This window comes from Streptomyces sp. NPDC056160, assembly GCF_042268205.1.
Lineage (GTDB): Bacteria > Actinomycetota > Actinomycetes > Streptomycetales > Streptomycetaceae > Streptomyces.
The window spans coordinates 13,975-26,526 of sequence record NZ_JBHJUW010000054.1 but is presented as its reverse complement, the minus strand read 5'-3'; the positions used below and the strand labels follow the sequence as shown (position 1 = coordinate 26,526).

Sequence of the window (12,552 nt, the reverse complement as noted above, 5' to 3'; positions counted from 1 at the left end):
CCGTAGGAGGTCTCAGGCGCCCGCCGGTCTGCCGGTCTGCTGGTCCGCCGAGACGGCCGCGGACGAAGGCGGCGACGTCGTCGTGCGCCGCGGCGGCGGGCCGGAGGGCGTCGTCGAGGACGATCTCGTGGCTGCTCCGGGCCGCCGGCCGCTGCTGATGCCGGCCCAGCACCTGGACACCGCCTTCGCGGACCGGCTGATCACGTCTCTTCGACGGCGTGGCACGAGGCGCAGGGGCGCCGGACGCGCAGGCCCACTCGGGTTCCGGACGCGGCCGCTGCGCGGACGACGCGTCAGTCGCCGGGGCAGACGGCGTCCGAGCGGGCCGTGGCCCAGCCGGACCCCGTGGCGCGGACGCTGATGTGCGCCACCGGCGTCGACGTCCTCGAACTGTCGGGAGCGGCAGGAGTGGCGGCGTACGTGGGGATCGCGAGGTTCTCACGGTTCGCGGACCGGCGCAGCGCCCTCGCCGCGGTACAGGTGAGCTGCTCCATCGCCAGGGTGCCGGGCCGACCCACCCCGGCGGGGAAGCGGACGGAGACGACGTACTGCTCGACGGTGACGCCGACCGGGCCCGGCAGGGCGGGCAGGGACGTGGTCAGCTTCGGGGCCTCGCCCGGGTTCGGTCCGGCCAGCAGGAGCCGTACGGCCGCCCCGACCGGGTCGGCGGCCCCGGCGGGCATCCGGCGGGGCGCGGGGCTCAGCACCCCGTCCGCCACGAAGTAGACCGTGACGTCCGCGGGGACCCCGACCGCCGGGGCACCGGCGTCGATGACGCCCGACGTGGGCACCCCGCAGCCCGCCGCCATGAGCAGGGCGCCGGTGACGGCCGCCGCGGCGGCGCCGCGCGGGACGCGTCTCATGTGCTCTCCCTCCTTTCCTCCCCGGGGGAGGTGTCCGCCGCCGGCCGGGGCCGCAGCGGCAGCTCGACGGTGAAGACCGCGCCGCCGCCGGGATCGTTGCCCGCCCTGACGCGTCCGCCGTGCAGGCGTACGTTCTCGGCGGTGATGGCCAGCCCGAGTCCGCTGCTCTCACTGCGAACCCGCGCCCGGCTCGCCTTGTAGAACCGTTCGAAGATGTGCGGCAGGTCCGCCTCGGGGATGCCGGGCCCCCGGTCGGTGACCGTGATCACCGCCCATCCGTCCGCGTCGGTCAGGCGCAGGGTCACCGGCGGTTCGCCGTGCCGCAGTGCGTTGCCGACCAGGTTGGCCACCACCACGTCCACCCGGCGCGGATCGACGCGGGCCCGCAGCGCGCCGCCGGCCGGCAGGTCCGTGCTCACCCGGTCCAGCCAGCCGCGGGCGGCGAGGGTGCGCCGGACGGACTCGGCCAAGTCGATCTCGTCGACGCCGAGTTCGGCCGCGCCCGCGTCGAAGCGGGAGATCTCCATCAGGTCGTCGACCAGCCGGGCCAGCCGTGCCGTCTCCTCGCTGACCAGCCGTACCGCCTCGCCCGTGATCTGGTCCAGGCCGGACGACTGCTCGTCGAGCACGTCGGTGACCGCCGTCATCGCGGCCAGCGGGGTGCGCAGTTCGTGCGAGACGTCCGCGGCGAACCGCCGGGCCCGCGCCTCCATGCGGCGCAGCTCCGCCACCGACTGCTCCAGCGCGGCCGCGGTGTCGTTGAACGTCCTGGACAGCTCGGCCAGTTCGTCGGAGCCGCTGACGGTCAGCCGGGTGTCGAGGTGTCCGGCGGCCATCCGCCGGGTGGCCCGTCCGAGGGCCCGTACGGGGCGCAGCACCCCGCGGGCGACCAGCAGCGCGATGAGGACGGCGAGGCCGAGCGCGGGCAGGGTGGCCCGTTCGATGGCGGTGATCAGCGCCCGCACGTAGAGCTGTTCGGTCTCCTGTGGGACCACCAGGTAGAGCACCAGGCCCGTCGCGGCGGCGGAGACGTCGGCCGAGGAGGCGTAGGTGACGGGCAGCCCGACGACGAGGAAGGACCGGCCGTCGTGGTGCACGCGCTGGAAGACCGCGGCCGTCCGGGTGCGTACGGAACGCCGCAGTTCGGGGGTGAGGACGTCGAAGCTGTCCTGCGGGCCGTAGACCGCGCGCTCGTCGCCGTAGGTGGCGAGGAAACGCCACTGCTGCGAGCGGTGCGTGTAGGCGAGGTCGCCGACCATGGCGTTCAGGTCGGACCGGCTGGGCGCGTCCGGGAACCCGGGCGCCCGCGCGTCGACACTGTCGCGGAACTGCCGGACCACCGCGTCCTGGCTCTGCTGGAGCACCCCGGTGCGCGCCTCGCGGAAGGTGAGGACGCCGGTGCTCAGGCAGCTGACGACGGCGACGACGGTGAACCCCGCGACGAGGCGGAGCCGCAGCCCGCCGTGCCGGGAGGGGTGGCGCACGGCCCGCGGAGAGGGGCGGAGGGGGCTCATCGCGCGCGGAAGCAGTAGCCGAAACCGCGCACGGTGTGGACGTAGCGCGGGGTGCCGCCCAGCTCGCCGAGTTTGCCGCGCAGGCGTTTCACGCAGGCGTCCACCAGGCGTATGTCCCCGTGGTAGCTGTGCTCCCAGACTGCTTCGAGGAGCTGCTGGCGGCTGAGGACCTGGCCGGGCGAGGCGGACAGCGCGAGCAGCAGCCGCAGTTCGGAGGGGGCGAGGTCGACCTGCTGCCCCCGGTGGGTGACGCGCAGGCCGGCCCGGTCGATGCCGAGATCGCCGTGCGTCTCGGCGCGGGGCCGGGCGGTGCCCGCAGCCGGTGCGTCGAGGCGGCGCAGCAGGGCGCGGATACGGGCGTCGAGGACCCGGGCCTGCACGGGTTTGACCACGTAGTCGTCGGCCCCCGCCTCCAGTCCGACGATCATGTCGACGCTGTCGCCCTTGGCGGTCATCATGATGATCCCGACCTGCTCGCGCCCCCTGATCCGGCGGCACACGTCGAGGCCGGGCAGGCCGGGCAGCATGAGGTCCAGGACCACCACGTCGGGGCGGAAGGCGCCGAGCTGCTCGAGTCCCTCCTCGCCGGTGGCGGCGGCGCAGACGTCGTGCCCCTGGTGGCGCAGGGCGAGCGCGACTCCCTGGCGCACGGCGGCGTCGTCTTCGATGAGCAGGATCCGGGGCATGTCGATCAGTATGTGCGGGCCGAGACCGGGGGCGGCTGCCGGGGCCCGGCCTCTCGGGGAACTGTTACGGAAGGATCATATGTGCTTGGTGCTCAAGCCCCGGAAGATCACTGTTGCAGTCCTGTGACCTTTCGGTCCAGAGGGCATCACATACGGTCACCAGCCTGGGCGCCATGCCAGGAACCACACTCCGCTCGGACGCCGGCCCCGGCGCGGACGGCATTCCGAGCCGCCGCACCGCCACCACCCGTCGCGCCTCCCGCCGCCGCGCCCGCCGCCGTCGCCGTGTCTACGTCCTCAGCGCCCTGGCCGCCGCCGGCGCGGTGGGCGCCGCGGTCCTGTTCGTGGGCACGGGAGGGGGCCCGGACGGCGGCGGGTCCGCCGCCGCGGGTGCGACGCGCGGGCCGGGTCCGACGCAGGCGGGGGACTCCCTGCGGCACGCGGAGGGCGGGTCCACGCCGACGACGCAGGTGTCCGGGAAGACGACGGGGAAGGACACGAAGAAGGACTCGGGGAAGGGCGGGGACAAGGACGGGGACAAGGACGGCAAGCCGGCGGCGGGGACGGGCACCGGCAAGGCCGGGAACGGGATCTTCCACACCGGGCGGGCCTCCGGACAGGTGGCGGGCACCGGGACGGTGCGGCGCTACGAGGTCCAGGTCGAGGAGGGGACGGGTGTCACGCCCGACGAGGCGGCCCACGAGATCCAGGGCATCCTCGCCGACCGGCGCAGCTGGACCGCCGACGGCCACGACGCCTTCCAGCTCGTCTCCCAGGGGCCCGTGGACTTCGTGGTGAAGATCGCCACGCCCGCCACCGTGGACCGCATCTGCGGTGCGGCCGGACTGCACACCCACGGTGAGGTCAACTGCGACGTCGGCAGCCAGGTGGTCGTCAACCTCAAGCGCTGGAACCAGGGTTCACCCCAGTTCCCCGGACCCATCCACGAGTACCGCGCCCTGATCATCAACCACGAGGTCGGCCACCGCATCGGTCACGGCCACGAGACGTGCCCCGGGCCGGGGCGGCCCGCCCCCGCGATGATGCAGCAGATCGACGGGCTCCACGGGTGCGTCGCCAACGCCTGGCCCTACGACTCCAAGGGGAACTACCTCAAGGGTCCCGCGGTGCCCTGACCCTCACCTCACCTCACGACGCTGACGCGCAGCCCGGTGATCTCCCGCTCGTCGTGCGCGGTGCGTGACCGGTCCACGGGCGTGGGCGGTCCACGGGCGTGGCCGGTCCAACGGCGGGGCCGGTCCAAGGGTCCGGACGGACGCGCGGGCCTGTGGCTCGCGGTCGCCCGTGACGCCGCCCGAGCGGGAGAGGCCCGTGGACGCTGTACCGACGGAGGTCACCGGCCTCCGGCGCCGATCGCGTGAGCGGCTGCGGCTTCCACGCCGCCGCCGTCCACGCGCCCGGTTCCCGGCCCTGCGGTCACGGCTCCGAACGGGCCCCGGCCCCACCGGCGCCGTCGGGCCGAACGGCCCCCGCGTCCTTCGGAGCGTCCCGGTCCTGAGCCGGCCCGGCCACCGGGTGCTGACCGGCCGGCCCGGTGGCCGGCTTCGGCCTGCGGGTCAGCCGGCGGACGTCCGGTACGCACAGCACCGCAAGGGTCAGCGCCAGCACCAGTGCCGAGCACCCCCACAGCGCCGCCGGCCGGCCCACCGCGTCCTGCACCGGGCCGGCCACCGCCGTGGCCACCGGCACCAGCGCCAGCGAGCCGAGCCAGTCGTACGACGACACCCGCGAGAACTTCTCCTCCGGTATCTCCTGGTGCAGCGCGGACATCCACGCCACGGCGAACACCTCCACGCTCACCCCGGTCGCGAACATCACCGCCAACAGCGCGGGCGTCGGCACCGGCACGGCCAGCGCCGCCGAGGGCAAGGCGAGCGGCAGCACGCCGAGGACGCCCACCAGCAGCAGCCGGCGCGGCGCCCACCGCGTCATCAGCAACCCGCCGAGAACCGTGCCCACGCCGAAGGCGGCCAGCGCCAGTCCCCACGGCTGCGGCCCGCCCAGCCGTTCCCGCGCCACCAGCGGTCCGTAGACCGTCTCGGCGGCCGCGACCACCGCGTTCACGACGGCGAACTGCACCACGATCGACCACAGCCAGGGCCGGCTCGCCACCTCGCGCCAGCCCTCCCGCAGGTCCGCCAGGAGGTTGGTGCCGCCCCGCCGCCCGGGGACGTCACGCACGTCCAGGAAGGCGCGCAGCGCCCCCGCGACCGCGAAGGCCACCGCGTCGACCGCCAGCACCCACCCCGGCCCGGCCGCCGCCACCAGCGCGCCGCCGAGCCCGGTGCCCAGGATGCCGGCGCCGTTCACCCCCGTACGGAAGACGGCGAAGGCGCGCCCGGAGTCGCTGCCGGAGACCGTGGCCAGCACCATGCCCTCGGCGGCCGGGGAGAAGAACGCCTGCCCTGTCCCGCCCAGCGCGGCCAGCAGGGCCATCTGCCACACCCGCGCGGTGCCGGTCAGCACCAAGACGGCGAACAGGCCCTGCGAGACGCAGTTGAGCGCGTTCGCCGCGACCATCACCCGGTGCCGGGGCAGCCGGTCCGCCAGTGCCCCGCCGATCAGCACGAACACCACCAGCGGCACCGTCCGTGCCGCCGCGACCAGTCCCACGTCGGTCGCCGAGCCGCCGACCGCGAGCACCGCGAACGCCCCCGCGACCAGTGCCCCGGAACTGCCCAGCCCGGACACGACGGCGGCAGCGGTCAGCAGCGTGTAGTTGCGCCCGGCCCAGGACGGACGGCGGACGCGGTTTCGCGGGGGAGTCATCCGCGGATTATCCCTTGCTCCCGCGTCGCCCCCGCGCGGTCGGGCCTGCGAACCCGATGACCCCGGGGAGCCCGGGGACCCCGGGGCAGGCGGGCAAAGAACACGCGGGCAAAAAAAGGGGGAAAGGAGACGACCCGCTCCTTTCCACTCTCAACGTATAGCGCACCGGGGGGCTTGCGGCAAGGCCCCCGTTGTCCCGCACAATGACCGGCCGAAGCCAGGGAAGCACGAGCCCCTGCGCCACCCCGCCCCACCCCAGCGCCCCGTACACCACGCCACCTCACCCCACAGATGCGGAGCATCACGGACGTGAATCCCCTGTCCACCAGTGTTTTCGACCTCCCCGAGCGGCTGGCCGCCAAGGCCGGACCGGAGTTGATCGCCGACGACGAGCGGCACTTCGCGGCCGTCGCGGAGTGTCTGGAGCAGTCGGTCGCCGAGCTGTCCGTCCGGCTCGCCGCCGAGCGCAGGGCACCCGGCGGGGTCGGCCGGCAGGCCATGGACCGGGACGCGGAGGTCCACCGGCTGTCCACCCGCCTGCGCACCCTGCGCCGCTTCGGGCTCGACCTGTGCCTGGGCCGCATGGTCGGCGCGGACGGCACCGAGCCCCTGTACGTCGGACGGCTCGGCCTCACCGACAGCACCGGGCGCAGGCTGCTGCTCGACTGGCGCTCGCCCGCGGCCGAGCCGTTCTTCGGAGCCACCCACGCCGACCCGATGGGCCTGGCGAGCCGCCGCAGGTACCGCTGGAGGGGCGGCCGGATCAGCGACTACTGGGACGAGGTGTTCACCGCGGACGCCTCCGCAGGGCACGCCGCACTCGACGACCAGTCCGCCTTCATCGCCAGCCTCGGCGGCAACCGGTCGCCGCGGATGCGGGACGTCCTCGGCACGATCCAGGCCGACCAGGACGCCGTCATCCGCGCGGGCTCCCGCGGCGCCCTCGTCGTCGACGGCGGGCCGGGCACGGGCAAGACCGTCGTGGCCCTGCACCGCTCGGCCTACCTCCTCTACAGCGACCCCCGCCTCGGACACCGCCGCGGCGGTGTCCTGTTCGTCGGCCCGCACGAGCCCTACCTCGGCTACGTCTCCGACGTGCTGCCCAGTCTCGGCGAGGAGGGCGTACAGACCTGCACGCTGCGGGACCTCGTCGCCGAGGGCGCCGCGGCCGGGGCCGAGGCCGACCCGGAGGTGGCCCGCCTGAAGTCGTCCGCGGACCTGGTGAAGGCGATCGAGAAGGCCGTCAGGTTCTACGAGGAGCCGCCCACGGAAGGGATGACCCTCACCACCCACTGGTCCGACATCCGGCTGGATGCCGACGACTGGGCCGCGGCGTTCGACGCGGCGGAACCCGGCACCCCCCACAACCAGGCACGCGCCCAGGTCTGGGAGGAACTGCTCACCGTCCTGGCGGACAAGCACGACGGCGACGCCCCGCCCGACCTGCTCCGCCGGTCGCTGGCGCGAAACCGGGACCTGCTCACGGCCTTCCGCCGCGCCTGGCCCCTGCTGGAGGCGGCCGACCTCGTCTCGGACCTGTGGTCGGTACCCGCCTACCTGCGCCTGTGCGCGCCGTGGCTCGCACCCGCGGACGTACGGCGGTTGCAGCGCGCGGACGCCAAGGCCTGGACCGTGTCCGACCTGCCGTTCCTGGACGCGGCCCGGCAGCGGCTCGGCGACCCCGAGGCCGCCCGGCACGAGCGCCGCCGCGAGGCGGCCCTCGCCGCCGAACGCGAGCGGATGGCCGCCGTCATCGACAACGTCCTCGCGGCCGACGACGACGGCGAGGGCGCGGTGACGATGCTGCACGGACGGGACCTGCGGGACGCCCTCGTCGACGAGAACGCGGCGCCACGCATCGAAGCGGACCGGCTCGCCGGACCGTTCGCGCACGTCGTCGTGGACGAGGCGCAGGAACTGACCGACGCGCAGTGGCAGATGCTGCTGCTGCGCTGCCCGTCCCGCAGCTTCACCGTCGTCGGGGACCGCGCGCAGGCCCGGCACGGCTTCACCGAGTCGTGGCGGGAGCGGCTCGAACGGGTCGGGTTCGACCGGATCACCCTGGCCTCCCTCACCGTCAACTACCGGACTCCGCAGGAGATCATGACGGAGGCCGAGCCGGTCATCCGGGCGGTGCTCCCCGACGTCAACGTGCCCGTCTCCATCCGCAGCAACGGTGTCCCCGTCGTCCACGGCCGCGTCGCCGACCTCGACTCGGTCCTCGCCGCCTGGGCGGCGACGCATGCCGAGGGAACCGCCTGCGTGATCGGCGCCCCCGCGTTCCGCGAGAGCCCGCGCATCCGGTCACTGACCCCGGAGCTGTCCAAGGGACTGGAGTTCGACCTGGTCGTCCTGGTCGACCCGCAGGAGTACGGAACGGGCATCGAGGGAGCGGTCGACCGCTACGTCGCGATGACCAGGGCGACCCGGCAACTCGTCGTCCTCACCAGTTCCTGAGACCGCCGTATCTCCGTCGCCGACCGTGTCGCAGTTGGGCCGAACAGGTGACATGGCGTAAGAATTGGCTGGTGCAGGCGATGAGTGCGAGTCAGGTCGGGGGGAGCCGGTGAACAGCCACGACGTCACCGATGAACAGTGGGAGGGGCTCGCCCAGGTCGTTCCGTTGCGCGGACGCGACTCGTGGCCGTCCGCGGTGCACCACCGCTCCCTCCCGGACGCGGACACGGAGATGCGCCGCCGCTTCGTCGTCCTCAGGGTCAACATCTTCGCGGACGCCCGCGACGTGGCCGAGACGCTGATGGCGGGGGTGCCGGTCCTGCTGGACCTCACCGGCGCCGAGACCGAGGTGGCCAAGCGGGTCCTGGACTTCAGTACCGGCGTCGTCTTCGGCCTGGCCAGCGGGATGCACCGGGTCGACCGGAACGTGTTCCTCCTCACGCCGCCCGGCACCGAGGTCAGCGGGCTCATGCAGGGCGCGGCGGTTCCCGGCATGTGAGACGGCCGGGGCGGGCCGCCGGGGCGGTGTCCCCCGATCGTGGGAAGGCGCCCAGGGCGGAACGGTTCGCCCTGGTCACAGCCCTCTACGGTCCCGGTATGACCGCGTTCCCACCCGCGCCCCCGTCCGCGCCCTCATCGACCGCGCCCTCATCGACCGCGCCCTTACCGTCCGTGCCGTCCGCGTCCCCGCCGGTGCCGTACCCGTCCGGATCCGCCGCTCCGGCCGCCCGCCCGGTTCCGCCGGCCCGGCCGTGCATCACCGAGCTGCGGCTGACGGCGTTCGCGGCGCACCGCCGGGTCCGCCTCCCGCTCGGGCCGCTGACGCTGCTGGCGGGGCCCAGCGGGTGCGGCAAGACCGGCGCGGCCAGGGCGTACGAGGCGCTGGCCCGGCTCGGCGGCGGGGCCGCGCTGGGCGAGGTCTTCCCGGACCCGGCCGCCTGCGTACCCGAGGACACCCGCCCGGACCACCGGCGCCGCCGCGGCTTCCGCATCGGCTGTACGGCGGACGGCCCGCAGGGCGCGGTCCGCCTCGACGTCGTAGTCCAGGCCGAACCCGGGCTGCGCGTGGTGGGCGAGCGGCTGACCGCGGGCGGGCAGGTCCTGCTTCAGACGTCCTTGCGCGATCCCGGGCGGCGGGCCGTCGAGGCGTCGTGGCGCACGGGCGGCCCCGGACAGCCGCCGCACCGCTCGTTGCTGCCCGACGACCGGCTCGGCACCGCCCTGCTGCCGCTGCGGGTCGCCGGGAAGAACGACGGGCAGCGCAGGGTCCTGGCCGCGGCCGAGCAGATGGTGGTCGCCCTGCGGTCGGTGTTCGCGTGCGATCCGCTGCCCGGACGGATGCGTGCGCCCGCGCCCGTCGGGGCCGGGCGGCTGCTGCGCGGGTGCGACAACCTCGCCGCCGTGCTGTGGCGCACCCGCGCCGAGTGCGCCCGTCGGCACGCACTGCTGGTGGAGGCGGTGCGCGCCGGCTGCGCCGGGCCCGTGGCCGACGTGCTCGCCGAGCCGGCGGGCGCCGGACGGGTACGGGCGGTGCTGGACCGCGGGAACGGCACGCGCACCGGCTTCGAGCGGCTGGGGGACGGCGAACTGCGGTACGCGGCGCTGGCGTCGGTGCTGCTCACCGGTCCGGGCGTGCTGGACGTCGACCCGGCGGCCGAGGTGCCCGCGGCGCTCCAGTCCCTCACGGTCCTCGCCGACGGCTTCGACCGGTCGCTCGACCCGCGCCAGCGCGCCGCGCTGCTGCGGCTGGCCGAGCGGATGTGCGAACGCGGGCACATCCGCGTCACCGGCACCGTGAGCGACGCGTCGGGGGCGGCAGGGCCGGGGGCGGCGGCGCGGGTGGTGGAGCTGGGCGGGGCGGCGGCTCGGGAAGGGACGGGAGGCCACGGGTGATAGACCTGATCCCGTGACCGATCACGCCGAGTCCCCCGAGCACCCCGAGCACCCCGAGCCCTCGGGCACCGCCTCGCCCTCGTCCCCCGGGGAGTGCCGCGACCGCGACCTGGCCGGGTTGCAGCGCCGCCTCGCCGAGTTCGCCGCCGCGCGCGACTGGCAGCCGTACCACACCCCGAAGAACCTGGTGGCCGCCCTCAGCGTCGAGGCGTCCGAACTGGTCGAGATCTTCCAGTGGCTGACCCCGCAGGAGTCGGCGCGCGTCATGGCCGACCCGGAGTCGGCGTACCGCGTGCGGGACGAGGTCGCCGACGTTCTCGCGTACCTGCTGCAACTCTGCGAGGTGCTCGGCGTGGATCCGCTGGCGGCGCTGGCCGCGAAGATCGACCGGAACGAACGGCGGTTCCCGGTGCGGGGAGTGGCCGGGGAGACGGACACCACCGAGGGGAACTGACAGCTCCGCTATCACTCTCCGGAGTCATTCACTCGGTCGAAATCGATTCGTTGTCCAGTAATTTCCGTCTTCCCCTGGCTTTTTCTTTCGAACACCCTCACTCTGGGTAGTGAACAACGGAGTTCGGGCAGACGTGCGACACGTACGTCGGAAGATGACGGGGGCAGCGCATGGACGCGGTGCGGCTCATCCTGGCGAGCAGGCGTGCCCTGGCGGGCAGCGCTGAGACCCCGGCCGTCCTGGCGGAGGTGTGGCAGGCCCAGGCCCTGGCCCAGGCCATCGGCAGCCGCCTCGCGGTCTCGGGGCCGCCCGAGCTGCGTGGTGAGGCCCTGGGCCTGACCGAACTGGCTGGCCGCGGCTGCGGCGTCCTGGACGCCCCGGACCTGGACCCCGGCGCCTTGCGCGCCGCCCAGCTCACCGAACTCGCCGACGCACACCGGGCGTTGCTGTGCCTCGGCGGGCTGCTGGGCGAGGTCGGGATCGCCCTCGTCGGCATCGCCAGCTCGGCCGCCGACGAACGTACGTACTGGCAGTGCATGGAGGCGATCGACGCGGCCGACGAGTCCAGGGACCGCGTCCGCGAGCTGCTGCGCAAACTGGCGGCTCGCGAGGAGGCGGTCCTCCCGGAGCGCGAGGCGGGCTGACCGCACCCCACCGCGGCTCGGACGGTTCACCCGTCCGGCAGCCGGGGCCGTCGCCGGTCCCGGTGGGGTCGGCGGGGGCGGCGGGGTGGCGGCGTGCAGGATGGAGGCATGGATCTCCGCATCTTCACCGAGCCCCAGCAAGGGGCCTCGTACGACACCCTGCTCACCGTCGCCAAGGCCACCGAGGACCTGGGCTTCGACGCGTTCTTCCGCTCCGACCACTACCTGCGCATGGGCGACGGGGACGGCCTGCCCGGCCCCACCGACGCCTGGATCACCCTCGCCGGACTCGCCCGCGAGACCAAGCGCATCCGTCTCGGCACCCTGATGACCGCAGCCACCTTCCGCCTCCCCGGCGTCCTCGCCATCCAGGTCGCACAGGTCGACCGGATGTCCGGCGGCCGGGTCGAGCTGGGCCTGGGCGCGGGCTGGTACGAGGAGGAGCACAAGGCGTACGGCATCCCCTTCCCCAAGGAGAAGTTCGCCCGCCTGGAGGAGCAGCTGGCCATCGTCACCGGCCTGTGGGCGACCGAGACCGGCAAGACCTTCGACTTCCAGGGCGAGCACTACCGGCTGAGCGAGTCGCCCGCGCTGCCCAAGCCCGCGCAGACGAAGGTCCCGGTGCTCATCGGCGGCCTCGGCGCGAGTCGCACCCCGCGGCTGGCCGCCCAGTACGCCGACGAGTTCAACGTCCCCTTCGCCTCGATCGAGGACAGCGAGCGGCAGTTCGGCCGGGTGCGCGACGCCGCGCGGACGGCCGGCCGTGACGCGGACGACATCGTCTACTCCAACGCCCTGGTCGCCTGCGTCGGCCGGGACGACCAGGAAGTCGCCCGCCGCGCCGCCGCGATCGGCCGCGAGGTCGACGAGCTGAAGGCCAACGGCCTGGCGGGCTCCCCGGCCGAGGTGGTCGACAAGATCGGCCGCTACGCCGCGACCGGCTCCAGCCGCATCTACCTCCAGATCCTCGACCTGTCCGACCTGGACCACCTGGAGCTGATCTCCTCCCAGGTGCAGTCGCAGCTGTCGTAGCCGATCCGCCCCGGCGACGCCCCGGGGCCGCCGGAGCCAGGGGAGAACCGGGAAACCGGGAAACCGGAGTACCGGGAAACCGGAGAACCGGAACCGGAGAACCGGAGAACCGGAGAACCGGGGAGATAAAGACAGGCGCGGGTCCTCCGCCCTGTGCCAAGGTGAGGGCGTCGTCCTGCCGGGCCCCCAGGATCACCGTCCTGGGGGCCCGCGCGCACG

General features: G+C 74.3%; 11 protein-coding genes. 7 read left to right on the top strand and 4 right to left on the bottom strand.

Annotated features, from left to right (window positions below; all coding sequences use genetic code 11):
* Positions 1-293: 293 nt before the first annotated feature.
* Genes ACFC02_RS21035 through ACFC02_RS21025 form a run of 3 tightly spaced genes read right to left on the bottom strand, consistent with a single transcriptional unit; the run spans position 294 to position 3,063 of the window.
* Positions 294-863, bottom strand: coding sequence for a hypothetical protein (locus ACFC02_RS21035; protein WP_376359236.1), 570 nt, complete (start codon positions 861-863; stop codon positions 294-296).
* Positions 860-2,377 (bottom strand): ATP-binding protein, encoded by a 1,518-nt coding sequence (locus ACFC02_RS21030; protein WP_376359233.1) that lies wholly within the window; start codon positions 2,375-2,377, stop codon positions 860-862. Before ACFC02_RS21030 ends, ACFC02_RS21035 begins: the two co-directional genes overlap by 4 nt.
* On the bottom strand, positions 2,374-3,063 hold the full coding sequence (locus ACFC02_RS21025) for a response regulator transcription factor (protein WP_376359230.1): 690 nt from the start codon (positions 3,061-3,063) through the stop codon (positions 2,374-2,376). The genes ACFC02_RS21030 and ACFC02_RS21025 overlap by 4 nt, the downstream gene beginning before the upstream one ends.
* Positions 3,064-3,236: 173 nt before the next feature.
* Between ACFC02_RS21025 and ACFC02_RS21020 the strand changes: the two genes are divergently transcribed.
* Positions 3,237-4,199 carry a DUF3152 domain-containing protein gene (locus ACFC02_RS21020; protein WP_376359227.1) on the top strand — a complete coding sequence of 321 codons (963 nt, stop codon included), beginning with the start codon at positions 3,237-3,239 and terminating at the stop codon, positions 4,197-4,199.
* Positions 4,200-4,500: 301 nt separating this feature from the next.
* On the opposite strand, the gene ACFC02_RS21015 is transcribed toward ACFC02_RS21020, so the two are convergent.
* Positions 4,501-5,853, bottom strand: a complete 1,353-nt coding sequence (locus ACFC02_RS21015; protein ID WP_376359224.1) for an MFS transporter — start codon at positions 5,851-5,853, stop codon at positions 4,501-4,503.
* A gap of 309 nt (positions 5,854-6,162) precedes the next feature.
* Between ACFC02_RS21015 and helR the strand changes: the two genes are divergently transcribed.
* The 6 genes from helR to ACFC02_RS20985 all read left to right on the top strand — a co-directional run bounded on the left by helR (position 6,163) and on the right by ACFC02_RS20985 (position 12,333).
* Positions 6,163-8,310: an RNA polymerase recycling motor ATPase HelR gene (gene helR, locus ACFC02_RS21010; RefSeq protein ID WP_376359222.1), complete on the top strand. Its 2,148-nt coding sequence runs from the start codon at positions 6,163-6,165 to the stop codon at positions 8,308-8,310.
* 109 nt (positions 8,311-8,419) lie between these two features.
* Positions 8,420-8,809, top strand: a complete 390-nt coding sequence (locus ACFC02_RS21005) for a cell division protein SepF (protein ID WP_360963780.1) — start codon at positions 8,420-8,422, stop codon at positions 8,807-8,809.
* Positions 8,810-8,907: 98 nt separating this feature from the next.
* Positions 8,908-10,203 (top strand): AAA family ATPase, encoded by a 1,296-nt coding sequence (locus ACFC02_RS21000; protein WP_376359219.1) that lies wholly within the window; start codon positions 8,908-8,910, stop codon positions 10,201-10,203.
* 109 nt (positions 10,204-10,312) lie between these two features.
* Positions 10,313-10,657, top strand: a complete 345-nt coding sequence (locus ACFC02_RS20995) for a nucleotide pyrophosphohydrolase (protein WP_376359299.1) — start codon at positions 10,313-10,315, stop codon at positions 10,655-10,657.
* A gap of 170 nt (positions 10,658-10,827) precedes the next feature.
* Positions 10,828-11,301, top strand: coding sequence for a DUF6099 family protein (locus ACFC02_RS20990; protein ID WP_360963785.1), 474 nt, complete (start codon positions 10,828-10,830; stop codon positions 11,299-11,301).
* A gap of 108 nt (positions 11,302-11,409) precedes the next feature.
* Positions 11,410-12,333 carry an LLM class F420-dependent oxidoreductase gene (locus tag ACFC02_RS20985; protein ID WP_376359215.1) on the top strand — a complete coding sequence of 308 codons (924 nt, stop codon included), beginning with the start codon at positions 11,410-11,412 and terminating at the stop codon, positions 12,331-12,333.
* Positions 12,334-12,552: the final 219 nt, after the last annotated feature.

Bases quoted from the DNA above. Each gene is read 5' to 3' on its own strand.
- ACFC02_RS21035 (WP_376359236.1), bottom strand. From the start codon at position 863: ATGAGACGCGTCCCGCGCGGCGCCGCCGCGGCGGCCGTCACCGGCGCC.
- ACFC02_RS21030 (WP_376359233.1), bottom strand. From the start codon at position 2,377: ATGAGCCCCCTCCGCCCCTCTCCGCGGGCCGTGCGCCACCCCTCCCGG.
- ACFC02_RS21025 (WP_376359230.1), bottom strand. From the start codon at position 3,063: ATGCCCCGGATCCTGCTCATCGAAGACGACGCCGCCGTGCGCCAGGGA.
- ACFC02_RS21020 (WP_376359227.1), top strand. From the start codon at position 3,237: ATGCCAGGAACCACACTCCGCTCGGACGCCGGCCCCGGCGCGGACGGC.
- ACFC02_RS21015 (WP_376359224.1), bottom strand. From the start codon at position 5,853: ATGACTCCCCCGCGAAACCGCGTCCGCCGTCCGTCCTGGGCCGGGCGC.
- ACFC02_RS21000 (WP_376359219.1), top strand. From the start codon at position 8,908: ATGACCGCGTTCCCACCCGCGCCCCCGTCCGCGCCCTCATCGACCGCG.
- ACFC02_RS20990 (WP_360963785.1), top strand. From the start codon at position 10,828: ATGGACGCGGTGCGGCTCATCCTGGCGAGCAGGCGTGCCCTGGCGGGC.
- ACFC02_RS20985 (WP_376359215.1), top strand. From the start codon at position 11,410: ATGGATCTCCGCATCTTCACCGAGCCCCAGCAAGGGGCCTCGTACGAC.